We start from the raw sequence: 24,003 nt of genomic DNA on the forward strand, positions 1-24,003 counted from the left end.
CGCTTATGTAAACATTCCTGCTCATTCAGGAAAGCGAACATTTGATGCGATCGCGAAACCCCCTCTGGGCAAGCCTCGATCAGAGATCTCCGCGTACTTCACCCGTGCCTAGTGAGTTGCGCTGCCGGTTGACTTCGGCCCAAAGCTCGTCGCTGTCGTCGTCGCGCAGCACGATGATCCAGTCGAGTTGATCGTCGTTCACCTCGAAGTACTCGCGCATTTCCTTGCGCAGCGCTGCGATGAACTGCGCGTATTCCGGCGTTGCCTGGGCCTGCGCATGTAGGGCGTCGTAGGCGGCATCGTCTACGTCGTCGCCGCCGTGTTCTTCGATGTAGTCCGAAATCCATTGGTCGCGTTCGCGGTCGTAGTCGGCCTCGGCGCGCAGCGATTGCACGGCAGTGTAGATGTCCAGTTGGGCAAACGCAGCAATTGCCGCTGTGGTTGCCGCGTCGAATGTCGTGGTCATTGCGTATCTCTGAGTGTTGGTTGGCGGTCTTATTGGCCAACCTTTCTGTGTGCCACATACGCCAGATAAGCGACGATCAGATCGATCTCGCGATCGCTCAACTGATCGGGCGGGAAAGCGGGCATTGCGCGGCCGGGCCAGTCGCGAACCGATGCCGGATTGCGAATGTAGCGGTGCAAGGCCGCGGGCTGGAAGTAGTCGACCGGATTCATCGGCACGTTGAGGTCGGGGCCGGTGTCGGCGCTTCCCGCGTGATTGAGTCGGTGACAGGTGAGGCATTGGGTGATGAACAGGCTCTGGCCCGCGCGGACCGGATCGGTTGCGGGCAGCGCCGGATCGACGGCGAGCACCGGCCAGCGCGAAGAGGGCGACGGTTGCGTAGCAAGACGCGCGACCTGGTAGGGCCACTGCTCGCTGCGCACCGAGGCGGCTTCCTTGCCGATCCAGACCAGATAGAACGGTCCCGCGCTGACGGGTTTGCCCCGCAGCTTCGGCCATGGATGAGCCGGGTCCTCGATCGCAAGCCATGCGACGGCTGTTGCGCCATTGCGGTTGAGCACGAGATCCATCGGCAATTGCGCGGCGAAGCCGTCGGTGGCGCGTGCCTCGAGTACGCTGTCCGTGGGTATCGCGGCACCGTCGAGCAGATCGGCGAGCGGCACAGCGCGGTACGTCGTGGGCGTACCGTAGGCGACATCGCGTGGCACGTGAATCTCCGCGGCATCCGTACGCGCCAATAACGCTTGCTGGCTGAACGATTGAGTCTTGCCGCCGATCAGCAGTTCGATTGCGGGCTGCGCGGCGGCACACTGCGCGATCGCGCCCAGCGTAAGCAGCAAAGCCGCGAACAACACGCGTCTTGACATGGATCCTCTGTGAATTGTCGTTGCCGGCGTGATCGGCGTGAACATCTCCGAATCGGTCAATTCGTTCGGGAGCGGTGAGCGGATTATGTCAGTTGTGGCGAATCGCCGGTAGCGCGCGTGCCGTCTGTGCAGTGCGCCGCTTAGACAGAAGATAGAGTCCAATGCCGATCAGGCATCCGCCAATGAGTTCATGCGGATGAGGCAATTGGCCTGTCAAGCAAAATGTAATGATCGCGGCGAACAGCGGGCAGAGGAAGAGAAAGCCGCTAGTCTGTACCGATCCGCCCACGCGTAACGCGGCAAACCATAGGCCCATGGCTGCTGTCGACGCGGGAATGCAGAGCCACGCGAATGCGCCCCAGTGCGCTGCGGTGGCGGGAAGCGAAAAGGGCTGCCCGGCGCCCACCGCGAGCAGTGCAAGCAGGATGGCGCCAATGAGCATTTGCCAGAAAGTCAGCACCCACGCCGACAAGGCCAGATTGAATTTCTTGTTGAGCACCGTCGAACCGGCCCAGCAGGCGGAGGCGAGGGCGACCAGCCATTCGCCGTGTCTAGGCGAGGCATGGTGATTGCCAGCGATGTCAATGCAGATAACGACCCCGATAAACGCCACGATCAAACCAGACAATGCACTTGCCGATATCGCTTCGCGAAGCCAAATGCGGGCGAGGATAACGACCAGAAGTGGATTGCTGGCCATCAGGATTGCGGTCGTCGAAGGCGTGGTCGATTCAAGACCGAGATTCAGGAATGCCATCACGCCAGTTGTTTGCAGCGACCCGATGATGGCGAGTTTCGCCCACGGCAAGTCACACAAACCGAGCTTCTGCTGGCGCATGCTGCTGTACATGAAAGGCAGCAGCGATAGCGACGCCACCAGGAAACGCAGCGCCGCAGTCCACAATGGCGCGACATCGGCGAGCACGATTTTGGTACTCACGAACGACGAGCCTTGCAGGAAAGTCGATGCCAGAATCAGACCCAACCAGGTCCGCGATGCAGAGTGTTCTTGCGACATGCCGTGTCTGTAAATCGTTATTGGACAGACCGGTGATTGTCGATAAGGCGCCGCTCGCGCGCTCCACACGGTGCGCCTTAATTTGTCGAGAATCGGACTATCGTGCCTGGTAGTCGCTCGGGAGCTTGCCCGTCACGCGCTTGAACATGACGGTGAAGGCGCTTTGCGTGCCATAACCGAGGCTGGCCGCTACGTCGACGATACGCTCGCCGGCAATGAGGCGCGGTACCGCGCCGACGATCCGCAATTGTTGCCGCCACATTGTGAACGACATGCCAATCTCGCTCAGGAACAGGCGCGATAGCGTTCTGGACGTAGCGCCGACGCGTTCAGCCCACCCGGCCAGCGTGCTCGCGTCACCGGGATCGTGAATCAGCGATTCGCAGAGTTTGACGAGACGTCTGTCCTGCCCGGTCGGCAGATGAAGCCCGTGTTCAGACGATGCCCTCATCTCGTCCAGAGCGAGCGCGAAAAGGCGCGCCTCGAAGCTGCCATCGGCATATTCCAGACTAAAGGAGGCGGCCCGTAAAAGCAGTTCTCGCAGCAGCGGCGATACGGCGATACCGGTCGGGCGATCGGTGAAATCCGCCGCAAACGCATCGATGTTGACGTACAGTGAGCGCAAAGAGACGTCCGTCGCGGCGGACATGGCGTGTTCGGCTCCGGAGGGCATCCAGACGCCGCGCATTGGCGGTAACAACCAGTAGCTGTCCCGTGTGCGTAGATGCATGACCCCTGAACTGGCGTAAATCAACTGGCCGCGAGGGTGCTGGTGCCACTGCACTGAATACCCGGCAGGATAGTCTTTCGCCATCGATACGACGGGCTTCGATGCCTGCTCCCATCGGTCGAGGTCGAAGATATGGGGCGGCTTGCTGCTCATGGGTTACGAAGCGTGATGCCGCAAATTCAAGGACTGTCGATGATCTCCGCATTGACGCCCCATGTCCAGATCTCGCAGGTGCTGCAGGCGCTCAGCCCGCTGCGATAACGGCGTGCTTTGGCGATTTCATGGCAGGAGAGCGCCGCATAAGCGGCGCTCTCACCGCGCGTATTCCGCCAGTTACATCGACGAAACACGTTTCGCATCGTTAGAAGCGATGGCGGATACCCACGGTCGCGACGGCCTGCGAGTTCGAATCCGATGCCGACACGCCCATGATGTCCGCGTGGATCTTGCCCTGACCGTCTACAACGCGCTGATATGCGGCTTCTGCGTACACGTCGGTGCGCTTGGACAGCGCGTAGTCACCCTGCAGCGTGAACTGATGGAACTTCGGGCTCACGCCTTCGAGGCTCGCGTCCGTGTACGTATAAGCGGCCGAGAACGTAACCGCCGGCGTGAACGCATAACGGCCATTGATTTCGTAGTTGCTGAAGCGCGCGCTGTTGCCGCCGAGCGAGGTCGTCGTGCTCGAACCCGAATTCGACGAGTTGATCGCCGTGAGGTTGCTCAGTTGCGTCTGCGTGAACACGAAGCCAACGTTGGCTGCGCCGAACGCGTAGTTCAGGCCCGCGCCATAGGTGCGCTGACGCGAAGCGGTGAAGGTCGAGTCGTCGCTGACCGCGCCGCTGCTGTTGATCGTCGAACCCGAGTTGTTGGTCTGCAGGTAGCTTGCTGCTGCCTTAAGACCGCCGAACGAGTAGGTTGCGCCGAAGCTGTACGCGCGGTTGTTCGAGAAGCCGCCCGCTGCATTCGAGAAACCATACAGCGCGTTGAACTTGAGGCCGCCGTAGTTCACGCTCTGGTACTTGAGCGAGTTGCTCACGCGGAACGAGTTGTTGAGGTTGTCGTTATCGTACGGGTGCGAAGCCAGCGTGCCGCCGTATTGCGTGCCGTTCAGCGCGAGCGGGCCGAGATTGTCGACCACGCTGTCGTACTGGCGGCCCAGCGTCACGGTGCCGCCCTGATCGCTCGACAGACCGACGAATGCCTGACGGCCGAACATGCGGCTACCTTGCTTGGCTGCGCCGTTCGAAATGCTGAAACCGCTTTCCAGCACGAAGATCGTCTTCAGGCCGCCGCCCAGATCTTCGCTGCCGCGCAGGCCCCAACGGCTGCCGTTGAGAGCGCCGCTCGACTGCTGCACGTTCGAGCTGCCAGCCTGGTTGCTCGTGTACAGCACGCCTGCGTCGATCAGGCCGTAGAGCGTGACCGTGCTCTGTGCGTGTGCGGCGCTGGCGAAAGAGGCAGCAGCAACTGCGAGGGCGGTAAGGGTGTGCTTTTTCATCGTTACTCCGTGGATATTGTTATTCGCTCTTTGGGAGCGAGCGCGGAGCATAACGTGTTATCTGGCGCCAGCTCATTTCGAATGTGGCTAGCGAACCACGATTCTTAACGTAGATTGCTTTCCCTGTTCTTGTTTATTACCGACCGCGCCATCCCGATGGAAATATGCTGTAAAACAAGGATGTTTGCTCGATCATGCTGAGTCGTGAATCGTGCTGTTTCGTGCGCTTCGGAAGTAATTCAAGGAAATATTTGAAATCGGCAATTTCCTATTATTTCGGTTTGTTAATAACGCGATGAAATGGGTCCTATTCGAGGGAACTAAACGTAGTCTTCATTCCTTATTATGATTTCCATTCGCGGGCGCGTGATTCGCGCGCCCGCGCAAACTTTCTGACCTTCTGGGGCCGCATGCCCCGCGCTCCCATGACCGACGCGTTTGTTCCGCTGCTCGTGCAAGCACAGCAGCACTTCACCGCAGGCCGCATCGATGCCGCGGAACAAGGTTTGCAATCGATCCTGCAAGCGAATCCCGATCACACCGGCGCGCTGGAAGCCATGTCGTTCGTCTGGGCGGCGCGCGAGGATTACGTGCGCGCGTCCGAATTTGCCTGCCGGGCGGCGCAGCCTGACACCACGACCGCTGCGCAATTGCAGCAGGCCGCGCGCATCTGCCAGCTTGCGCAACGGCACGCCGACGCCGTCGCGCTCTACGACCGTCTGCTCGTGCTGGTGCCCGATCACGCGCATTCGCTGCATGGCGCGGCGATGTCGCTCGTGCAACTGGAGCAGGGCGAGGCTGCGCTCGCGTATCTCATGCGTCTGACGCGCCGCTATCCGGACGCCGAGCAGGTGCATTACAACCTCGGCACGTTGCTGGGCGCGCTCGGGCGTTACGACGACGAACTCAACGCGTATCGGCGGGCGATCGAACTCAAGCCGGATTTTGTCGCCGCTTATGTGAATTTGGGCGTCGCGTTGCGCGACCTGCATCGTTTCGACGACGCGCTGCGTCAGTTCAAAAAGGCCTTGTCGATCGACGTGAACGACGCAGGCGCGCGCACGAATCGCGCGCAGACCAATCTGCTGCTGGGCGAATTCGAACACGGCTGGCGCGAATACGAATGGCGCTGGCGCGACGGCGCCATGAGCCACGGTTTCCCCGACGCGACGCTATGGACGGGACAGCCGCTCGACGGCAAGACCGTGCTGGTGCACGCGGAACAGGGATTCGGCGATACCTTGCAGTTCGTGCGCTTCATTTCCCGCCTGGCCGCGATGGGGGCGAACGTGATCGTGCGCGTGCAGGAACCGCTGGTGGCGTTGTTGCAGGGCATCGCAGGGGCGGCGAGTGTCGTTGGCCCGCAAGCGCCGCTACCGGCATTCGATTATCACTTGCCGATGCTGAGCCTGCCGAACGTGCTCAAGCTGCGCGAGCCGGATTTCGCGAATTCTGCGCCGTATCTGCAAGCAGATGAATCGAAATTTGATTCGTTATCCGATATAACTGGCGAGGCGCGGAAACTGCGCGTCGGCGTGGTCTGGTCGGGCAGGCCAACGCACCCGAACGATCGCAACCGTTCGATGCCGCTTGCCGAACTCGCGCCGCTTTTCGAAGCCGATGCGTGTTTCGTGTCGCTACAGAAGGACCCGCGCGAGAGCGATCGTGCAAGCGTGAATGCGCTGGTGCAGTGCGGTCGCCTGATCGACACCGGCCCGCGACTGACGACCTTCGCGGCGACTGCCGCGCTTATCAATCAGCTCGACCTGGTGATTACGGTCGATACGGCGGTCGCGCATCTGGCAGGCGCGCTCGGCAAGCCTGTGTGGATTGCGCTGCCGTTCACGCCGGACTGGCGCTGGCAATTGAAACGCGACGACAGCCCGTGGTATGCCGCGACGCGGCTGTTTCGCCAGACACGTCGCGCAGAGTGGAGCGATGTCGTGACAGGCTTGCGTACCGCGCTTGATGCTGGTATTGCCGCGCGCCAGGCCTCTTCCCAGCGATAAACGCCCGCATCTCCGGCATCATCGTCTCTTTGCGCGCTCACTTCGCCCCGACAACCGTCAGCATCAACGATAGGCCCAGCGAAATGAGCGCGGTTCCAATGACGCGATCGACAATGCGCTGTTTCTCCAGCATCGCCTTGCGCAGTACCGCGGACGAGAAGAAGATCGCAACCAGGCTGAACCAGGCCAGATGCGCGAAAGACATAAAAACGCCATAGGCGAGATCGACGCCGAACGGGCTGCCGGGTTTGACCACCTGAGTATACGAACTGACGACGAAGAGCATCGTTTTCGGATTGAGCGCATTGGTCAGAAACCCATGGCGAAACGCGGACCACAAGCTCAACTGCCCGCCGCTCGAAAGATCGAGCGTCACGCGGGATTTGTTCGTCAGCGATTGATAGCCGATATAGATCAGATAGCCTGCGCCAAAGAATTTCATGGCCAGAAAGAGCACGGGGGAGTGCGAGATCACCACGGCAATACCGAACACCGTGTAGAACACATGCACTTGTACGCCGAACGCCACACCAACAGCAGACACGAGCCCCGAGCGTCTGCCGTACGCATAACTGTTGCGCGTGACCATGGCGAAATCCGGGCCGGGACTGATGACCGCCAGAATCGTGATGAATGCGACCGCAAGTATTTCGTTCATTCAGGTTCTCTTTCAAGGGGTGAAGGCAGCGATCAGATTTGTGTGCGATAAACTGACACAAACGCCTTGCTTGGCGTCGGGCTCGTCATGCTGACTTATTGATGAGATTCGCCGCAATTTTCAGCGATTGTTTAGGCGAGGAAAATCGATTTATAGTGTCGCCATTGCGTCAGTTTTTCTCACAGATATGAAACTCCCGCCGCTCACAGCTTTCAAGGTGTTCAATGCCGCAGCACAAACGGAGAGCTTCGTTCAGGCCGCGGAGCAATTGCATGTGACGCACGGCGCAGTCAGCCGCCAGATCAAGCTGCTCGAAGAATCGCTCGGCGTGCAGTTGTTCGAGCGCCGCAACCGCGCGGTGTATCTCACGTCCGCAGGAAGGACGTTGCAGGCAACAACGCAGTCGGTATTCGAGCAGCTAGAGGGCACCGTCTACCGTATCCGGCAGCAGCGCGATCAGAACGTGATCGTGCTTTCGTGCGAGCCGACCATCGCGATGAAATGGCTGATTCCGCGGCTTCCGGCGTTCCAGCATGGCAATCCAGACATCCAGTTGCATCTTTCGGCGGCGGGCGGACCGGTCGATTTCCAGAAATCAGGCGTCGACGTCGCGCTGCGTCGTAACGACTTCAACTGGGATCAGGACGTGCATGCAGTAAAGATCATCGACGAGTGGATCGGCCCGGTTTGTCGGGCCGATAGTGCCGATCTGGGGAGCGGAAATCCCGTGTTGCTTCACACCCGATCGCGGCCGCTGGCGTGGACGCATTGGGAAAAGCTTGGCGGCAGAGCGGTGAAGAAATGCCGGCGAATGGATTACGAGCACTTCTACCTTTGCATCCAGGCTGCGCAGGCCGGTCTTGGCGTGGCGCTAGCTTCGTTTTTCATGGTGCAGGAAGAGTTGGCTACGCGTCAGTTGATGGCACCCGAAGGGTTTATCAAAGACGGTTCCGCCTATTATCTGCTTTCGCCTGATCCGATAATCGCGGATTCAGCCCGCGCCCGGCTGGCGCAATGGATTCTGCAGGAAATGCGGGCGAGTGCAGCGTTGATCGGCGAGAGCGCTTCTTGAACGACGCGCCGCCACGTTTTTGCTCAGAACGATATGGCGAGGCCGAACATCGCAACGAATTGATTGTTCGTTGAAGACGGCGTCGTATTTTGTGAATCGCCGACGATAGGCAGGGCGTCGATGATATCGCCCGCGCCTTTTGCGCCGAGCGTCTGGCCGGATGCATGCTGATACGCCTGCAAGGTGTAAAGCGTCGTGCGCTTCGACAGGTGATACAACTCGCGTAACGATACTTGTTGATAGCGGGCCGCGTCGTGAATGCCATTCGCGGTCGATGCGCGCGTGTAGCTGTATCCGCCAGAAATTTCAAACGGCGTCGTGATCCGATAACTCGCCAGCGCGCCATAGGTATTGAATACGGCGGTATCGGTGAATAGCGAATGGCCACCCGGGCGATACAGCACGTTCGAATAATTCACGCCGAGCAGAAGATTGCCGATGGTGTAGGTAGCGAGCGCCGCCACATGTTGCACGGTTCGCGCAGAAAGATAGCCGCTGTTCAACGCCGAGTGCGGAAACGTTGCGCTTGCTGCAGGATCGAAGCCGCCGCTGTATTCCGTATTGTTCATGCGCAGATAGCCCGCGCCGATAGCAAGCGGGCCGCTATCGAACCGAAGCGCCGCACTGAACAGACTGCCGCTCTTCATGCTGCCCGCAACGCCGCCGAAGCCATATTGCACGCTGCCACGCAAGCCGGCAATGGTCGGCGACGTGTACGTGACGGAACTGTTGGAGCGGATGTCGGTATCGAATCCATCGATATCGCCGGGATGCGCGCCGGTTGCGCCTGTGAGATACGTGACGGGTCCAAGCGTTCCGGCCAGCAGATAGTAGGGCGTGTATTGCCGCCCTAACGTTAGCGTGCCCGCCTGCGTGTCCTGCAGCCCGACAAACGCATACCGGTTGAAGGCCAGTCCAGCCGATTGCTGGGCACCCGTGCCGGGATCGAAGCCTTCCTGAAGATCGAATATCGCGCTGAGTCCCGAGCCTAATGGCTCGGCCCCTTTGAAGCCAAACTTCGACGCATACAGATTGCCATTGCGCATGTACTCATTCGACTTGCCGTTCTGATTGTTCGTATAGACAAGCGCTTCGTCCACGTTGCCGTAAAGCGTCACGCTGCCCTGCGCCAATGCGGGCTCCGATGCGCAAGCGGCCAGGCACACAACCGACCGCAGCGCGATTGCGTGCTTGGAAATCATGGTGCATGCGTTCCGGCGAAGGATTGGGCTTTAAGGCTGGAGCGCAGCGAGCCAACCTGCGAGGTGTCTACGGCGGTGGCGGCGTTGCCCCAGCTATTGCGGATGAAGGTTGCAATCGCGGCAACATCGGCATCGGACAGCTTCCAGGCGAACGCGGGCATCTGCGCGCTGGTCGGGTTGCTCGCCGTGGCCGCGCCCCGGCCGCCCACGAGTATCGTGCGCAGCACGTTATTGGCGCCGGTTGCGCGCACGCCGGGATTGTTCGCGAGCGACGGCACCATCGCGTCTACGCCGTCGCCATTGCTCTTGTGGCAGGCGATGCAGTTGGCGCGATACAACTCGCTGCCCAGATTCATCGCCGGATCACTGGCTGCGACCGGCTGCGGGGCGCTCAGGCCCGAACCCGGCAGACTCTTGAGGTAGAGGCCAATCGCTTTCAGATCGGCCGTACTCAGATACTGGGTGGAATTCGAAACGGCTTCGCCCATCGATCCCGCTGCCACGCTGAACCGGTTGCCGCCGGTCTTCAGATAGGCGATGAAATCGTCGTCGCTCCAACTGCCGATGCCCGTATAGCGATTGCCGGTGATTTCCGGTGCGTGCCAGCCTTCCAGGTCGTAGCCCTGCAGATAATCGGTGTCGCCGCCCAGCGCATTCTTGCCGCTATGGCAGGCGGTGCAATGCCCGAGGCCGTCGACCAGATACATGCCGCGATTCCATTCTACCGATTGCGAGGGATTCGGATGAAACGGCGTGGGATTGAAGAACAGCAGATTCCAGCCAAACATCATCAGCCGGATATTGAATGGAAACGGCAATTGATTGTCGGGCGGCGCTTCCGCTACCGCAGGAACGGTCTTTAGATACGCGAGAATATCGAGCAGATCGCGATCGCTCACGCGCGCGTAGAGGTTATAGGGCATTGCCGGATAAAGCAGCTTGCCGTGCGGCGCGACGCCGTTCTTTACCGCGTCGAGGAATTGCGCGTCGGTCCAGTTGCCGATGCCGTATTGCGGATCGGGCGTGATATTGCTGGAGACAATGACGCCGAACGGCGTATTCAGTCCGAGACCGCCCGCAAACGGCTTGCCGCCCTGCGCGGTATGGCAGGCGATACAGTCGCCGGCGCGCGCGAGATACATGCCGCGCTTCACGGGATCGGTGGCGGCGCTGCTGTTTTCATCGCCGTAATGAAGGACGTGTTGCAGCAGGTCGGAATTGGCGGGCTGGGCGTTGCGCTGCGAACTGCGCCACGCCACCAGAGCGCCGAGTACGATCAGCGCCAACACGACTAGCGCAATCAGAATCGTCATGACGCGTCGCCCGCGTTTTGCGCCACGCGGCGAGGAAGAGTCAGGAGTGCGCGCCATGGCTTACACCTGCACCAGCGCGCCCGGCGCTTTCAGGTAGTGGTCGCGAATGGCCTGCGCCGCGTGCAAGGTGAGTGCCGCAACCGTTCCCGTGGGGTTATAGCCGCCATTGTTGGCGAATGCCGATGCGCCACAAACAAAGGTATTCGGCACATCCCAGCTTTGCAGGTATTTGTTGATCGCGCTGGTCGTCGGATCGGCGCCCATGCATGCGCCGCCCGTCGTGTGGGAGGAGAGATTCGTCATCGGCGTATAAGGTTGCGCCGTGGGCTCGGAGCGCTCGATGGTCTCCGCATTCATGGCACGGGCGATTTCCTCCGATTTATCGGCCATGAATTTCGCCGAGCGTTTGTCGTTCTCATTCCAGTCGAACGTGACGCGCAGAAGCGGCTGACCGTGACGGTCGCGGTAAGTCGGATCGAGGTCGAGAAACACATCGCGATGGGGATAGCTATTGCCCATCACATAGATCGAGTTGAAGTTCTGATAAGCCTTGCGATAGGCCTGCTTCCACGCCGAGCCCCACGTAGGCGTACCCTTGGGCACGCCCGACGACATGCCGATCGGTCGGCCGTTGGTCGAGTGGATCAGTGCCACGCCGCCGCCGATGAAGTCGTAACTCGAATGGTCGAAGTTATCGCCGTTGAAATCGTCGATAGCCTGCGCGAGCGCGCCCGCGCCAATGAAGGGATTGAGGTTTTGATCCTTGAGCCAGATCGATGCGCCCGAAATCGTCTGATAGGCGTAATTGCGGCCCACCACGCCCTGGCCGGCATCGCGGTCATACGGCTTGCCGATGCCGGAAAGCAGCATTAGCCGCACGTTGTCGAACTGATAGGCGGACAGCACCACAATATCGGCGGGTTGCTCCCATTGCTGCCCGTCGTTATCGATGAATGTCACGCCTGTGGCCATCTTTTTGTCGGGCGTGAGATTGACGCGCAATACTTCGGCATTGGGAATGACGCTAAAGTTTTTACGCGCCATCAGCGCGGGCACGACACAGGCTTGCGGGCTGCTTTTCGACCAGTTGCCGCAACCGAAGAATTCGCAATAGCCGCAATACGTACACGGCGCCATTTTCACGCCGAGTGTATTTGTGTAGGCGCCCGACGTATTTCCGGCAGGAACTGGGAACGGGTGATAGCCCAGATCGCGCGCCGCTTTATCGAACAGCAAGGCGGCCTGGGTGCGGGCGAGCGGAGGCAGCGGATAGTCGCGATTGCGCGGGCCTTCGAATACATTGCCGCCGTCGATTTTCTGACCCTGCACGTTGCCGGCCTTGCCCGATGTGCCGGCGATACGCTCGAACTTGTCGTAGAAAGGTTCGAGTTCGTCATACGTAACGCCCCAGTCCTGTACCTGCAATCCATCGACAAAACGGTTTTTGCCGTATTTTTCGACGGTATTCGTATAGGTGACGAAATCGGTCGGCAGAAAGCGCCAAGTCATGCCGTTCCAGTGCGTGCCCGCGCCGCCCACGCCCCAGCCGAACTGATAGGTGTTCAGATCGCGCAAGGGCAGCGCTTCCTGGTCGGGCCGGTTGCGGAACGTCATCGTCTCCACGCTGAGCGGTTGCAGCAATTCGCGCCGGCGCGCGTAGCGTAATTCGTCGGTGTCGATCGTGGTGGGGAAATCCGTGCTGGTGTCGCGCCAGTTGCCGCGTTCGATGGCGACGACATTCAGGCCGGCTTGGGTGAGTTCGTTCGCCATCAGCGAGCCGGCCCATCCCAGACCGACGATGACGGCATCCGCCTTGGGCCGCTTCTGTGCCATGCTGGATGCTCCTTGTTATCGTTCGAGAAGATGCGTGAATCAGGTCTGCTTGCGGATGAAGCTCACGGGCTGAATGCCGAGCGGTTGGCCAGGCTTGTCGAGATAGTCGCGGAAGTCATATTGCGCGCCCGGAAAGCCCACCATTTTCCAGCCGGCCATGTCCTTGTTGCCGCCGTAGATGGGATCGGAGAAATAGCCTTCGCGTACGTTCCAGAGCACCAGCGAGAAGAACTGCTTTGCGTCTACGCCAGCCATCGCGAGGGTGCCCGCCTCCCATTCGCGGATCATGGCGTCCTGAACGTCGGGCGCGAGATCGACAAAGCGTTTGCCGCCGGGCTGCGCTTTTACGGCGTTATCGAATGCGGCGAGGCCGGCGCGCCAGCGAGCCGCCGGACCGCGATCGAACTGCGGACCGGCTTGCGGAAGGCCCTGTTTGAGCGGGCCGTCGAGATAGAGATAGGTGCCTTTGCCGTAAGGCCCGGCGAGTTGCGCGTCGATGAACACGGCGCAGCCGGCTTCCCGGCCGCCGATGCTCAGGCTGTCTGCGGGAATGAGCCGATCCGCAATGGCTCCGACCAGCGCAGCTTCGTCCGCAGTGAAGAATTTCCAGCCATTGGCGATGACCGGTTCTGGCGGGGGAGACGGCTCGCCGGTCCATGGCATGCCGCCCCAGATAACCTTGGCTTTCGCGATTGCAAGGCCGCCCACGAGCAGGACGAACGACACCAGGAAGCCACGTCTTCGCATGGTGAACCTCTGACGAATAAGCCTAGAACGCGTGCTCCAGTATGGGCGGCCGGAATCGGGGCACCATGAATAGCCGGGCCGTCTGCGTAGCGGTGGGGCACGCTGCGTTATCCGATTCACGATAGGTGCGAATGCGTTCGTGCGCAAGCAATGTATTCACCAGGCTGGCGGCTGCGGTGCGCGACTTTAAAAAGCCATATCGATGCCGAGCATGCCGACGAACTGGTTATGAGTCGACGACGCCGTGAGATTTTGCGAATCGCCCACCGCAGGCGCGGCATTCACGATCTCGCCTGAACTGTCCAGCGTCTGGCCGCTCGCGTGCTGCCAAGCTTCCACTACGTAGAGCCCCGTGCGCTTCGAGAGTCGATAACCCTGTTTCATCGATATCTGCGTATAGCGCGCGGCATTCGTTATGCCATTGCTTCGCGATGCCAGCGTGTACGATACACCTGCCGCCAGATCGACAGCCGGCTCGATCTGCCATCGGGCATACGTACCATAAGTGTCGAACGTAGCCGTATCTACGAATAGCGAACGCGAACCCGGGAGATAGCGCACATTGGAATACATCAGACCAAGTCGCACCGAACCGAAATCGTAATTGCCGGCGAGCGCAGCATTGCGCATCGAGCGCGCCGTGAGATAGCCCTGATTCACTACCGAATCGTTAAACGAACCGCTGGAGGACGAATCGAACGCTGCGCTCGTGCTGCTCGTGAACGCGTTGTCCATTTGCAGATAACCCGCTGCGAGTGAGAATGGTCCATGCGAATAGCGCAATGCGAGGCTAATCGTCTGACCACGCCCCGGATTGCCGGCAATGCCACCGAAGGCATACATACCTGCCGCCTGCAGACCGCGCCATTCCGGCGACACATACATGGCGGCGGAATTCGCGCGCACTGTCGTGTCCATGCCATCGATATCACCTGGATGCGCGCCCCCAGCACCGGTCAGAAAGCTAACCGATGAAAGCGGCCCGAGAAAGAGGAACCAGGGCGTATACTGGCGTCCGAGCGTGGCGCTGCCGAAATGGCTATTGGCCAACCCGACATAGGCTTGCCGATTGAATATCGAGCCGCTCGAGGCAGCGTCGCCGTTGTTCAAATCGAAGCCCGATTCGAGCACGAAAATCGCTTTGGTGTCGCCGCCTAGAATTTCACTACCCTTCAGGCCGAATTTTGAAGCGTACAAATTGCCTTGCCGGAGATAGAGATTCGAGTGGCCTTTCTGATTGCTGACATACGTGATTGCGTCGTCGGCCACGCCATAAAACGTAATACTGCTTTGGGCATAGGCGGGAAGGGCCGCAGTGGCTGCAGCCGTAACCAGCGCCTTGACGGTGCCGCTGAGAAAATTGCTTTCGTGCTTCATACAAAAAAGCGCGCGCCGCTCAGGTGTGCGGCGCGCGCGTTTGGTGTCCCGGTGTGAGTAGTCGGCGCGCGGCGGCGATTGAAGTCGCCGCCGGGGCGGTCATTGGCCTTACTTGCCGCTGACTGCGCCGTCGATCGTGTCGAGCACCTGACGCAGTGCTTTGGCATCGACCTGGCCCGGCGCGGACGCTTCGCCGATCATGCCGAAGGTCAGATCGGAGCCGAATACCTGGCCGGAGAAACGCGACACCGCACCCAGCCCGCCCATCGACATCGTCAGCAGCGGCTTGCGCGAATAGTGGTCGCGAATCTGTTCGGTGGCGTCGAGCAGTTTGAGCACGTCGGCGGCGTTATGCGGCATGACTGCGATCTTCAGGATGTCCGCGCCCATTTTGTCCTGCTCGCGCAGGCGGGCAACGATTTCCGCGGTGGCGGGCGTTTTCTTGAAGTCGTGGCTCGACATCACAACCTTGATACCGGCCGTATGCGCGGCAGCGACGACTTCGCGCACCACCGCCGGATCACGGAACATTTCAACATCGAGGATATCGATAAAGTGTGCCTTGATCAGCGCGAGATACAGGTCGCCGTATGCCTTATCGGAGATATCCTTTGACCCGCCTTCGGATTTTGTGCGGAAGGTCAGGATCAGCGGCTTGCCGTTGGCTGCGGCTGCAACCTGTTTGCCCAGTTCGGCCACCTGGGCCGCATCGGTATCGAAATTCAGATAATCGATGCGATATTCGATGATATCGACGTCCGGGTTGCTGCCGATTGCACGCGCCTGCGCCAATACGTCCGCTGCCGTCGAACCTGTGGTCGGCACGATGATCTTCGGTGCGCCTTGCCCAATGACCACATGACGGATGGTAATAGGTTCAGCGTGCCGTTGCGTGACTGCTGCCGCCGGCGCGCTGGTCGCAGCCGTTGCGGGCGCAACCATTGCGAGCCCTTGAATGCTCAGCAACATCGAAATCGAAATAACCGTCTTGCGCATATTCATTGCTTGAAACTCCAGTTCATCTATTCGGGTATTGATCCGACTCGTCGCCAATATCCGCTGCATGCAAGTCGAGGTCCAATCTGGTTGGACTGGCCGCGATCAGGCGATCGGCATCCTAGCAGGGGCGCTGACGAATCAATGTCACGAAAAATGAAGGATTCTTTAGGTGGCTGCGCGACGGTGATCGAAGCGGCGTAATCAGGCTGGCGCGTTATGGTTATCGGTGCGCGCCGAGACAATCGCGCTTGTAGTCGACGGCAAGGTTTTTCTCTGCGGTATTCAGATCGGCCGGATAGATCCAGTTATCCGAACCCGGCTGATAACCGCGGACTTCAAGCTCGCCCAACTCTCTCATCAGGTCGGCGTGCGTGACTTCTCCGGCAGTTTTCTTGAAGGGATAGGAAGCACATTGCTGACGCGAAAGGCCGGTCGCGGCGCTGGCATTGAAGCTCAATGTGAGAACGGCGATGGCCGTCACGAAGGGAAGCAGGCTCGATCTGATGTTCATGGTCTGGATAGTGGTGCGATGTGCAGTGCGTTATGCAGTGCGCTGAACTTGAGCACATAGACTATCCGATCAGGTCTCTCTAGCAGCCTCTCCAAAAGTTAAAGATAATTTAGGATCTCAGCCCGATATCCGACGCGCGGAACCACGGTCACGCTCACGGGCGCGCTCGCGCTCGCGCTGGAAAAACGGTCGCGCAAACGCGAAACGAGTCGATGCAGCGAAGTGGGGTCGACCTCAACCTCGCCAAATACATAGTCGACTAACTCGCTATGGCGGACGGTTTCCCCCGGATTGCGCAGCAGGCGATCCATGAGCAGATATTCGCTGCGTCGTAGCAACAGCGTGCTGCCGTCGCTGCACAGCAAGCTACGCTTTGAAGGTGAGAGCAATTTCTTGCGCGTCGCTCCGCCTTGCGCGTCGGCTTTTGTTATTTCGTTTTCAGAGCGCGTGATCGCGAAGAGCCTCGCATGAAGCTCGGCGTAATCATACGGATCGGCGAGACAGATATCCGCGCCGGATTCAAGCAATTTGATACGCGTTTGCGTTGTTGCTCGTGCCTCAATGATGACGAGTACGGTGTGCGCTGGTCGCGCAGCAAACACGCGTGCCACGGGCTCCGCATCCCCATTCGTCAATGCGATAATCGCGTCGATATATTCGTTGCGCGCGAGCCAGAGCGCGTCTTCAAGAACATCGAGCGCTACGACGCTATGATTCGATTCTTCGAGTGCTTTAGCCAGGTAAAGGCGTCGGCGCTCACTTCCCACACAAAGGATACGCATGCACGGAGTCCTCAGTCTCGCTTGAACTGCGCCCAGCAATCCAGCCGGACGCAAAGCCCTGGATGCGCGTCCGAAAGAGTCAGACTGAAATCGTGCAATCGAACCACCGCTTGCACAATCGAAAGACCCAATCCCGAACCCGGAACCACGCTGGTCAGATCGCTTCGATAAAAACGTTGAAATACCGCGCTACGTTCGGCATCGGGAATGCCCGGCCCGGAATCGGAAACCACGATGGTCGGGCCATCATGTCCCTCGTCGGCGCTCAGCAGAACACAGCCGCCTTCGGGCGTGAACTTGATCGCATTGTCGAGAAGATTGGCGAGGACCTCGAACAGCAGCGGGTAATCGCCGCGAATGGTCGACCGCGCGCGCAGATCGATGCGAAACGTCAGCCCATTGGCGGCTGCCACAGGCTGATAAAGATCCGCCGCCTTACGGCACAAGGCGTCGACGTTGACATCGCTGAAGCCTTTTTTCCGCTTGATCGATTCGATCTCGGAGATGCGCATGATCGCGGCGAATCGCTGGAGAACGTCTTCCGTCTCTTCCCTGGCCTGCTCGAGCAGGGGCGCGTGCGCTTGTGACAACTGTCCGGCAGGGATACGGGCAAGCAGCGAGCGGATGTGAATCACGGGCGTGCGCAGATCGTGCGCAATCCCATCGCAGGCGCCTTTCACTTCGTGCATGAGTCGGGACATTTCGTCCAGCATGTGATTCACCATGATGGAAAGCCAGGCAATTTCATCGCGGCCCGCCTGTGGCAAGCGCGCCTCGAAATCGCCCAAGGCAATCTGTTGCACCACACGACGAACATCCCTGACACGACGCAACTGGGAACTCGAAACCAGAATGCCGATCGCCAGACCGCCAAGCACCACGATAGCCGCGCTCCAGACGAGTCCGCCCAGCATATAGGCGCGCAATCGGGCCATTTCGTCGACGTCGCGCGATACCACGAGAATGTCGCCATTCTCGAGTTTCATCGCCTTCGTGCGCAGATATTCGGGGTGCACGGCAGTTTGTCCGGCAAGAACGGGCTTGCTCCAGATACCGTCGCCATCGGGCCGCACGTTTTCTGGGTAAGAGAGGATGTCGCCGGTGATGCGCCGATGATCCCCCGTGAAAAGACCATAAAAATTAATCGGGCGGCGCATTTCGCTGCGAATATGCGCCGCGATCTGCATGGGCACCTTATTCACGGGCAGCGCGGAAAAATACGCAAATTGCCAGGCGATGTTGTAGTCCGCCTGGGTCGCCGTATAGGAGGCCGAGTTCCAGTAGTTCAGATACACCACGCCCGACATCGACCCTGCGAAAACGAAACCGTAAATCAATAGCAGGCGAAAGATCGCACTGCGCCATAGGCTCATCTTCATACGACTCATCCCAGCATATAGCCCGATCCGCGGACCGTCTTGATCAGCGGCTGAAGGCCTGGCCGGTCGATTTTCTTGCGCAGGATGCCGATGTAGACCTCGATCAGGTTGGTACCCGGATCGAAGTGCATGTCCCACACCGATTGAAAAATCATGGTCCGCGTAACGACTTGCCCCGAGTTGCGCGCCAGATATTCGAGCAATCTGAATTCAATAGGAGGCAAATTGACTTCGACTTTGGCGCGTTTCACCGTGCGCGCAATCAGGTCTATCTCAAGGTCTTCAACGTTGAGCGTCGTGACAACCTGCTGCTGAAGTTTCCCTCTTCTGCGCAACAACACCTGGATTCGCGCGCGCATTTCAGTCGCGGAAAACGGCTTCGCAATGTAATCGTCGCCACCCGCGAGCAGGCCAGTGACACGTTCATCGACATCGCTGAGTGCGCTGATCATCAGCACGGGGGTCTCGACGCCAACGCTGCGAATCGTTTTCACAATCGTCAGGCCGTCGATTCCTGGCAGCACGCGATCAAGCGTTATCGCGTCGAACTCCGGGCTCAGCGCGCGTGCGATGCCTTCCGCGCCCGTGCGAACCCATTCGACTTCAAATCCGGCGCTGGAGAGTTCTTCCGTGATATCTCTGCCGACAATGGGATCGTCTTCAATTGTGAGAATCTTGCTCATTATCCATCGTGATAAAAATAGGCGACGATCACCGTCAACGTCTGCGGCCAGTATCGCAAAGGCGCAACTCGCAAGAATGAAGGATTCTTTAGGTTGGCGACGCGGCGAGTGCACGTGCGCGCCGATTTTGCGCGAGCAAGGCGAGGTCGTTTCAGGTGCACGACGCGGCCTGTTTATGGCGTTATCAATGCTCATGCCTTTTGCTGAAGGCAAAAGTGTTCGCAGTATTCATGCTGGCGGCTCTTGTTAATCGTGGCGTTTTGCCGCAGCGCTATTTCCAGGTGGCATGCTTCGAAGGCCATCGAAAACGGTGCGCTTTTTAAAATTTTATTCATCTGAACATTGCGGTAGTTCTGGCACTATTACGCGCATCTTTATTCAATCAACCCTGAACCCATGCGCGCTCCAGCCTTCCCGAAGATCCGCAATGTCACCCTCGAACTCGCGCTGCTTGCGGGTTTGTCGATCGCAGCAGGCTCGGCCTGCGCCGCCACGCCCGCAGCGGCGCCAAGCTCGATTCCTTACGCGAATCTCTCGACCTTGCACGTCAAGGCTGCGCAATTGCAGCCGTTTCTTCAGGCACTGCGCCATAACGCGGCGAACGCGCGCAAGGAAGCGGGCAATCTGTCTTTCACAGTCTTTCAATCGGAGAGCGCGCCGACCACGCTCTATGTGCTGGAGCAATGGAAAGATCAGGCTGCCTATGAGACGCATATGACGCAGCCGGCACTGCTGGAAATGCATAAGGCCGCGCAGGCCGATCTGGAAGGCGGCATCAGCCATATGCGGATTGTGCCGGCGACTGCTGATGCCGGCATTCAACCGAAACAGATCGATCACGCCAATCTCACCAGCAACCTACTGGTTTTCCTGTCGGTCAAGGCCTCTGAATCTTCAAAGTTCCATGCCGATGTGGCGAAGGTCACGCCGATCTTTCGCGCGGCGCCTGGCAATATCGCTTTTGACGTGTACCAGAACGTAGGCGACAGCAATGAAATGGTTCAGCTTGAACGTTGGACAACGGACGCAACGCATCAAGAGAATCTGAAGCGTCCTGTCATTCAGACTATTCGCGCGGGTTATGCGGTGACGCTTGCGAAGCCCATGCTGGACGGCCGCGTGCTGCTGAAAGACGTGACCAGCGAGTGAAAGCACCGGTGCACCGGCTCGTTCAATGTCCGCCTGAATTGAACTGCCCAATCTGCCCCGGGACTTGCGGCACGCGTTGAAATCTCGACGTGTCGTAGCCCATCGCGTCGAGTCGCGCCAGCAGGGCGCGATAGTCTTCCTCGCTAATCTGCGGTTGCCGGGCAAAAATCCAGCCGAGGTTTTTGCCCGGATAGCCGAGAATCGTATAGCGATAATCCGGGTCCACGTACAAGGTAATTTGCGTCACGTGGATGGGCCAGAAAAGGCGCACGCTCCACTCGCCGCCGTTGCTGCCGGGTTTGACGGTATCGAGAAACTGATAGCGCTTCTCGGGTCCGTCGAAACCGCCTTTGCGTCCGATAAACACATCGTCGATACGACCGTCACTGCGCAAGGTCCATTCGGCGCGGCTTGCCACGAAGCCGCGCTCCGCGAAATAAGGAATATTCGCGATCACGTACCAGCGGCCCATGTAACGCGGCAAATTCACCGGCACGCTTTGCAGCGGCAAGTCGGCGTGCGGATTCGGGTTGGGCGGACCACTCGTGCAACCGGACATGGCAATTGCGCTCGCGGCGCACAACATCAAAAAAGCACGGCGGAGCATTTCGCTCAATGGCGGCACACGATGCCCCTGCCAGGCATTCGAGAGCAATACGCGCGCCTGAGCTGCTCCAGCCAGCATGGCCGCGACGAGGAAAATAGGGGGCATCGTGGGGCGCTCCGGTTGATGATCTCATCGATACATACGGATGCCGCAAAGTGGCGGATGCATCGGAGAGTGTATGAATCGCTTGAATGGCTGTCATGCCCGCCCGGCTCGTAGAATGCGATATGGCACGCGAAAACAGGACACTCCATGAGCGACCCCATGCACGACTCGTTAGATTTTCGCCGGCAGCGCAAAAGCGGCATTGCCGCTATCGCGCTTGCGGCGCTTTTCGCTGTGGGACTCTGGCTTGGCATCGACCATCTGATGTCACCGTTGGCGGGCATGGAAAGCCTCGCTGCACGAATGCTATTGACGCTCAAATGCTGTTGTATGGCCGTGCTGTTCTGCCTCGTAACTGGCGTGGAAGCGGTCGCGCACGAACGCCTGACTTCACCGGCATTCGATCCGCTGGCTCGCTTCGAGACCCGGAGGCTGCGCGTCAACCAGCGCTATCTGCAGAACACGGTCGAACAGATCATCGTGTTCTGCGTGGCGCTATTCGGGCTGGCGGCTTATTGTGCGGATGGTGCCCAGATGCGCGCCGTGGTTGCCACGACGGTGGTGTGGATCGTCGCGCGAGGCGCCTTCTGGCTCGGCTACCATCGCAGCGCGGCGATGCGCGGGCTGGGCGCGCCGGGCATGGCGCTCAGCATGATCGTGCTGCTTTACGTGGCGAGCCGGTTTGGCCATGAGATTGCGGGGACGGTGGGCGCGATCGCGCCCGGTGCCGCGTTCGTGCTGATCGAAGCCGTGTTGTTCTGGGGCACGCGTCCACAATCAGACGCGTAATCGGCTGCGACTCAGAACATCGAACCCGAAAGCGCGTGCGCGGCAGCCTTCACGCTGTTTTCGACCCGCGTGCGCAAAGTCGTATCGGATGAGAACGCCGTGTTGGGCCCGGCCACGCTCAGCGCTGCCAGCACCGTGCCGCGCGTGTCGCGCACGGCAACCGCACAGGAATCGATCCCCGCTTCGAGCCCGGAAAAGCTCCACGCGCAGCCATGCGCGCGCACGGTTTCGAGCGTGTTAACCAGCGCATTCCAGTCGGGCAGTGCTTCATTTCCCGTCTGGCCAGCGTAGAGCGCGCGCAGCGCTTCGTTATGCAGGGGCGCGAGCATGGCAAGCCCCGGCGTCGCGCGATGCGCGGGAATGCGGCTGCCCACGCGGATGCGCGTCACGAGCGGCGTATCGGGCGTTTCGCAGAGCAGATAGACGATCTCCGCGCCTTCCAGCACGGCGAGAAACGCCGAAAGCCCCGTTTCTTCCACCAGCCCCGGCAGGATCTGGCGCGCGCGCGCCGTGAGATCCGACGCGCCGAGCGCGCTCGCAGCCAGCGTCAAAAACGGCAGGCCAAGCCGATGCGAGCCGCCCGCCGGATGTTCCTCGATCAGATCCGCAGCCTTGAGCGACTCGATGAGCCGCATCACCGTCACCCGATTCACGCCGATCTGCCGCGCAACGTCGCTGAGGTTGGCCGTCGAGCCGCCCTCGGCGATGTAGCGCAGCAGGCGAAACGCCCGCTCGACCGGAGAACTGGCCGCATCGGCGGACGGGGGTGAAGACGTATCGGTATTCATCTGATCCTGTTCAAAGGGGTGGCGGCCGGCTCAGTTCAGCGGCACCGTCCACGCGTCGTAACCGTAGACCCAGTCGGCGTTGCCGCCGGTCTTGAGCCAGTTGTTGCCGCGCGAGCCGATCTGCACGCGCGCCGTGCGCTCCTGGCGAGCCCGCGCGTAGCGCGCGAGCGCGTCGTCGAGTTCGCCCGGCGCCACGTGCGTGAGCGCGCGCGCGAGCACCACGGCGTCCTCGATCGCCATGCCCGCGCCTTGCGCCATGAACGGCATCATCGGATGGCAGGCGTCGCCGAGCAGCGTCATGCGCGCGCCGCTCCACTGCGGCAGCGGATCGCGAATATACAACGCCGAGGCCAGCACTGTGTCACATGCGTCGAGCAGCGCGCGCGCTTCGGGGTGGAACGCGGCATAGGCGCGGCGCAGGGCGTCCGGGTCGCCGGGCATCGTCCACGATTCGTGGGTCCAGTCGCTTTGCGCCGTGGTGGCGAAAACGAACACGTCGCGGCCGCGGTTGAGCGGGAAGGTGACGATCTGCAGGTCGTCGCTCGGTCCCCACCACTTCACGAACGCGCCCGTGTCGATGCTGCTCAGGCGCTCGGCGGGCACCACGGCGCGATAGGACACGATGCCCGTGAACTGCGGATGCTCCGCGCCGAACAGGTGGCGGCGCACGCCCGAATGAATGCCATCCGCGCCGATCACGAGGTCGAATGCGTGCGAGCTGCCATCCGCGAGCGTGATGGTGGCGGCGTCGGCGTCCTGCGCGAACGAGACCGTGCGCTGGCCGAGTTGCAGCACGCCCGGGGCGAGCGCGGTTTCGAGCGCGCTCATCACGTCGGCGCGATGCATCGTCAATTGCGGTGCGCCGTACTGGCGTTGCGCTTCGTCCGACATGGCGAGGCGCGAGGTTTCCTCGCCCGTGTCCCACATGCGGCTGATGCGCGCGTTGGGCCGCGCGGCCGTCTCGCGCAGCTGCTCGCCCACGCCCAGCCCGTCGAGCGCGCGCACGGCGTTCGGCGTGAGATTGATGTCGGCGCCCACGCGCCCGAAGCGCTCCGCCTGCTCGAACACCGTCACCTGATGTCCCGCGCGGTGCAGGGCGATCGCCGCCGCCAATCCGCCAATTCCGCCGCCCACCACTCCAATTTTCAGCATGTCTGTCTCGTCCGTCGGGTGTTGATATGTTCAAAAATGAACAGATAGAACATAAATGAACCATCATTCTGCGACGGGAGATTTTTGACATCAAGCAAAAACTGCATCCGTCGACAAGGCGCAACGTCAACCACGGGGCGCGACCACGTTTGGGACGATCGGCGACTTTTTTGGATTTTGAGGAAGTTGTGGGCCGGGGGGGCGTCGCGAAAAATGTGTTCATCGACGGCCATGCGGCCAATTCGCATGACGCCGCGTTTCCAACCA

The 24,003-nt window shown here is 60.2% G+C and carries 23 protein-coding genes; 4 read left to right on the forward strand and 19 right to left on the reverse strand.

What is annotated here, in order from left to right; translation table 11 throughout:
- Nucleotides 1-79: 79 nt before the first annotated feature.
- The 5 genes from U5A67_RS11550 to U5A67_RS11570 form a co-directional block, all read right to left on the reverse strand.
- Nucleotides 80-466: an ATP-dependent protease gene (locus U5A67_RS11550; RefSeq protein ID WP_321814108.1), complete on the reverse strand. Its 387-nt coding sequence runs from the start codon at nt 464-466 to the stop codon at nt 80-82.
- A 29-nt stretch (nt 467-495) separates the two neighbouring features.
- Nucleotides 496-1,332 carry a cytochrome c gene (locus U5A67_RS11555; protein ID WP_321814109.1) on the reverse strand — a complete coding sequence of 279 codons (837 nt, stop codon included), beginning with the start codon at nt 1,330-1,332 and terminating at the stop codon, nt 496-498.
- Nucleotides 1,333-1,420: 88 nt separating this feature from the next.
- Nucleotides 1,421-2,350 (reverse strand): DMT family transporter, encoded by a 930-nt coding sequence (locus tag U5A67_RS11560; protein ID WP_321814110.1) that lies wholly within the window; start codon nt 2,348-2,350, stop codon nt 1,421-1,423.
- 97 nt (nt 2,351-2,447) lie between these two features.
- Nucleotides 2,448-3,233 (reverse strand): helix-turn-helix transcriptional regulator, encoded by a 786-nt coding sequence (locus tag U5A67_RS11565; RefSeq protein WP_321814111.1) that lies wholly within the window; start codon nt 3,231-3,233, stop codon nt 2,448-2,450.
- 208 nt (nt 3,234-3,441) lie between these two features.
- Nucleotides 3,442-4,581, reverse strand: coding sequence for a porin (locus tag U5A67_RS11570; RefSeq protein ID WP_205982143.1), 1,140 nt, complete (start codon nt 4,579-4,581; stop codon nt 3,442-3,444).
- Between the two features lie 425 nt (nt 4,582-5,006).
- Between U5A67_RS11570 and U5A67_RS11575 the strand changes: the two genes are divergently transcribed.
- Complete coding sequence (locus U5A67_RS11575; protein WP_321814112.1) at nt 5,007-6,590, forward strand: tetratricopeptide repeat-containing glycosyltransferase family protein; 1,584 nt, start codon at nt 5,007-5,009, stop codon at nt 6,588-6,590.
- 37 nt (nt 6,591-6,627) lie between these two features.
- Here the strand turns inward: U5A67_RS11575 and U5A67_RS11580 are convergent, their stop codons facing one another.
- Nucleotides 6,628-7,248: a LysE family translocator gene (locus U5A67_RS11580; protein WP_321814113.1), complete on the reverse strand. Its 621-nt coding sequence runs from the start codon at nt 7,246-7,248 to the stop codon at nt 6,628-6,630.
- Between the two features lie 187 nt (nt 7,249-7,435).
- Here U5A67_RS11580 and U5A67_RS11585 point away from each other — a divergent pair, with 187 nt between their 5' ends.
- The gene (locus U5A67_RS11585; protein ID WP_321814114.1) at nt 7,436-8,320 is read left to right on the forward strand and encodes a LysR family transcriptional regulator; all 885 of its coding nucleotides are present in this window, start codon (nt 7,436-7,438) and stop codon (nt 8,318-8,320) included.
- A gap of 23 nt (nt 8,321-8,343) precedes the next feature.
- Here U5A67_RS11585 and U5A67_RS11590 read toward each other — a convergent pair whose 3' ends face one another.
- From U5A67_RS11590 to U5A67_RS11635, 10 genes are all read right to left on the reverse strand, one after another.
- Complete coding sequence (locus U5A67_RS11590) at nt 8,344-9,522, reverse strand: porin (protein ID WP_321814115.1); 1,179 nt, start codon at nt 9,520-9,522, stop codon at nt 8,344-8,346.
- Entirely contained in the window at nt 9,519-10,835 is a 1,317-nt protein-coding gene (locus U5A67_RS11595) for a c-type cytochrome (RefSeq protein WP_321814116.1), read from the reverse strand. Before U5A67_RS11595 ends, U5A67_RS11590 begins: the two co-directional genes overlap by 4 nt.
- Nucleotides 10,836-10,895: 60 nt before the next feature.
- Nucleotides 10,896-12,668, reverse strand: coding sequence for a GMC family oxidoreductase (locus U5A67_RS11600; RefSeq protein WP_321814117.1), 1,773 nt, complete (start codon nt 12,666-12,668; stop codon nt 10,896-10,898).
- Nucleotides 12,669-12,707: 39 nt separating this feature from the next.
- Nucleotides 12,708-13,415, reverse strand: a complete 708-nt coding sequence (locus U5A67_RS11605; protein WP_321814118.1) for a gluconate 2-dehydrogenase subunit 3 family protein — start codon at nt 13,413-13,415, stop codon at nt 12,708-12,710.
- Nucleotides 13,416-13,601: 186 nt separating this feature from the next.
- Nucleotides 13,602-14,792, reverse strand: a complete 1,191-nt coding sequence (locus U5A67_RS11610) for a porin (RefSeq protein WP_321814119.1) — start codon at nt 14,790-14,792, stop codon at nt 13,602-13,604.
- Nucleotides 14,793-14,900: 108 nt separating this feature from the next.
- Nucleotides 14,901-15,794: a type I 3-dehydroquinate dehydratase gene (gene aroD, locus U5A67_RS11615; protein WP_321814120.1), complete on the reverse strand. Its 894-nt coding sequence runs from the start codon at nt 15,792-15,794 to the stop codon at nt 14,901-14,903.
- Nucleotides 15,795-16,011: 217 nt separating this feature from the next.
- Nucleotides 16,012-16,302: a hypothetical protein gene (locus U5A67_RS11620; RefSeq protein ID WP_321814121.1), complete on the reverse strand. Its 291-nt coding sequence runs from the start codon at nt 16,300-16,302 to the stop codon at nt 16,012-16,014.
- A gap of 98 nt (nt 16,303-16,400) precedes the next feature.
- On the reverse strand, nt 16,401-17,084 hold the full coding sequence (locus U5A67_RS11625) for a response regulator transcription factor (RefSeq protein WP_321814122.1): 684 nt from the start codon (nt 17,082-17,084) through the stop codon (nt 16,401-16,403).
- 11 nt (nt 17,085-17,095) lie between these two features.
- Entirely contained in the window at nt 17,096-18,463 is a 1,368-nt protein-coding gene (locus tag U5A67_RS11630; RefSeq protein WP_321814123.1) for a HAMP domain-containing sensor histidine kinase, read from the reverse strand.
- 5 nt (nt 18,464-18,468) lie between these two features.
- A complete protein-coding gene (locus U5A67_RS11635; protein WP_321814218.1) occupies nt 18,469-19,146 on the reverse strand; it encodes a response regulator transcription factor in 678 nt (225 codons plus the stop codon).
- A gap of 540 nt (nt 19,147-19,686) precedes the next feature.
- Between U5A67_RS11635 and U5A67_RS11640 the strand changes: the two genes are divergently transcribed.
- The gene (locus U5A67_RS11640; RefSeq protein WP_321814124.1) at nt 19,687-20,295 is read left to right on the forward strand and encodes a putative quinol monooxygenase; all 609 of its coding nucleotides are present in this window, start codon (nt 19,687-19,689) and stop codon (nt 20,293-20,295) included.
- A 22-nt stretch (nt 20,296-20,317) separates the two neighbouring features.
- On the opposite strand, the gene U5A67_RS11645 is transcribed toward U5A67_RS11640, so the two are convergent.
- On the reverse strand, nt 20,318-20,902 hold the full coding sequence (locus U5A67_RS11645; RefSeq protein ID WP_321814219.1) for a lipocalin family protein: 585 nt from the start codon (nt 20,900-20,902) through the stop codon (nt 20,318-20,320).
- Between the two features lie 252 nt (nt 20,903-21,154).
- Between U5A67_RS11645 and U5A67_RS11650 the strand changes: the two genes are divergently transcribed.
- On the forward strand, nt 21,155-21,796 hold the full coding sequence (locus tag U5A67_RS11650) for an MAPEG family protein (RefSeq protein ID WP_321814125.1): 642 nt from the start codon (nt 21,155-21,157) through the stop codon (nt 21,794-21,796).
- A gap of 11 nt (nt 21,797-21,807) precedes the next feature.
- Here U5A67_RS11650 and U5A67_RS11655 read toward each other — a convergent pair whose 3' ends face one another.
- Together U5A67_RS11655 and U5A67_RS11660 are read right to left on the reverse strand one after the other, a co-directional pair.
- Nucleotides 21,808-22,584, reverse strand: a complete 777-nt coding sequence (locus U5A67_RS11655; protein WP_321814126.1) for an IclR family transcriptional regulator — start codon at nt 22,582-22,584, stop codon at nt 21,808-21,810.
- Between the two features lie 30 nt (nt 22,585-22,614).
- The gene (locus tag U5A67_RS11660; RefSeq protein ID WP_321814127.1) at nt 22,615-23,736 is read right to left on the reverse strand and encodes an FAD-dependent monooxygenase; all 1,122 of its coding nucleotides are present in this window, start codon (nt 23,734-23,736) and stop codon (nt 22,615-22,617) included.
- Nucleotides 23,737-24,003 lie beyond the last annotated feature (267 nt).

The sequence above is a fragment of the Paraburkholderia sp. J69-1 genome (assembly GCF_905220255.1).
In the GTDB taxonomy this organism is placed as follows: Bacteria; Pseudomonadota; Gammaproteobacteria; order Burkholderiales; family Burkholderiaceae; genus Paraburkholderia.

Bases quoted from the DNA above. Each gene is read 5' to 3' on its own strand.
- U5A67_RS11620 (WP_321814121.1), bottom strand. From the start codon at position 16,302: ATGAACATCAGATCGAGCCTGCTTCCCTTCGTGACGGCCATCGCCGTT.
- U5A67_RS11655 (WP_321814126.1), bottom strand. From the start codon at position 22,584: ATGAATACCGATACGTCTTCACCCCCGTCCGCCGATGCGGCCAGTTCT.
- U5A67_RS11585 (WP_321814114.1), top strand. From the start codon at position 7,436: ATGAAACTCCCGCCGCTCACAGCTTTCAAGGTGTTCAATGCCGCAGCA.
- U5A67_RS11625 (WP_321814122.1), bottom strand. From the start codon at position 17,084: ATGCGTATCCTTTGTGTGGGAAGTGAGCGCCGACGCCTTTACCTGGCT.
- U5A67_RS11610 (WP_321814119.1), bottom strand. From the start codon at position 14,792: ATGAAGCACGAAAGCAATTTTCTCAGCGGCACCGTCAAGGCGCTGGTT.
- U5A67_RS11605 (WP_321814118.1), bottom strand. From the start codon at position 13,415: ATGCGAAGACGTGGCTTCCTGGTGTCGTTCGTCCTGCTCGTGGGCGGC.
- U5A67_RS11595 (WP_321814116.1), bottom strand. From the start codon at position 10,835: ATGACGATTCTGATTGCGCTAGTCGTGTTGGCGCTGATCGTACTCGGC.
- U5A67_RS11630 (WP_321814123.1), bottom strand. From the start codon at position 18,463: ATGAAGATGAGCCTATGGCGCAGTGCGATCTTTCGCCTGCTATTGATT.
- U5A67_RS11645 (WP_321814219.1), bottom strand. From the start codon at position 20,902: ATGCTCCGCCGTGCTTTTTTGATGTTGTGCGCCGCGAGCGCAATTGCC.
- U5A67_RS11575 (WP_321814112.1), top strand. From the start codon at position 5,007: ATGACCGACGCGTTTGTTCCGCTGCTCGTGCAAGCACAGCAGCACTTC.
- U5A67_RS11570 (WP_205982143.1), bottom strand. From the start codon at position 4,581: ATGAAAAAGCACACCCTTACCGCCCTCGCAGTTGCTGCTGCCTCTTTC.
- aroD (WP_321814120.1), bottom strand. From the start codon at position 15,794: ATGAATATGCGCAAGACGGTTATTTCGATTTCGATGTTGCTGAGCATT.
- U5A67_RS11555 (WP_321814109.1), bottom strand. From the start codon at position 1,332: ATGTCAAGACGCGTGTTGTTCGCGGCTTTGCTGCTTACGCTGGGCGCG.
- U5A67_RS11660 (WP_321814127.1), bottom strand. From the start codon at position 23,736: ATGCTGAAAATTGGAGTGGTGGGCGGCGGAATTGGCGGATTGGCGGCG.
- U5A67_RS11590 (WP_321814115.1), bottom strand. From the start codon at position 9,522: ATGATTTCCAAGCACGCAATCGCGCTGCGGTCGGTTGTGTGCCTGGCC.
- U5A67_RS11565 (WP_321814111.1), bottom strand. From the start codon at position 3,233: ATGAGCAGCAAGCCGCCCCATATCTTCGACCTCGACCGATGGGAGCAG.
- U5A67_RS11550 (WP_321814108.1), bottom strand. From the start codon at position 466: ATGACCACGACATTCGACGCGGCAACCACAGCGGCAATTGCTGCGTTT.
- U5A67_RS11635 (WP_321814218.1), bottom strand. From the start codon at position 19,146: ATGAGCAAGATTCTCACAATTGAAGACGATCCCATTGTCGGCAGAGAT.
- U5A67_RS11600 (WP_321814117.1), bottom strand. From the start codon at position 12,668: ATGGCACAGAAGCGGCCCAAGGCGGATGCCGTCATCGTCGGTCTGGGA.
- U5A67_RS11650 (WP_321814125.1), top strand. From the start codon at position 21,155: ATGAGCGACCCCATGCACGACTCGTTAGATTTTCGCCGGCAGCGCAAA.
- U5A67_RS11580 (WP_321814113.1), bottom strand. From the start codon at position 7,248: ATGAACGAAATACTTGCGGTCGCATTCATCACGATTCTGGCGGTCATC.
- U5A67_RS11560 (WP_321814110.1), bottom strand. From the start codon at position 2,350: ATGTCGCAAGAACACTCTGCATCGCGGACCTGGTTGGGTCTGATTCTG.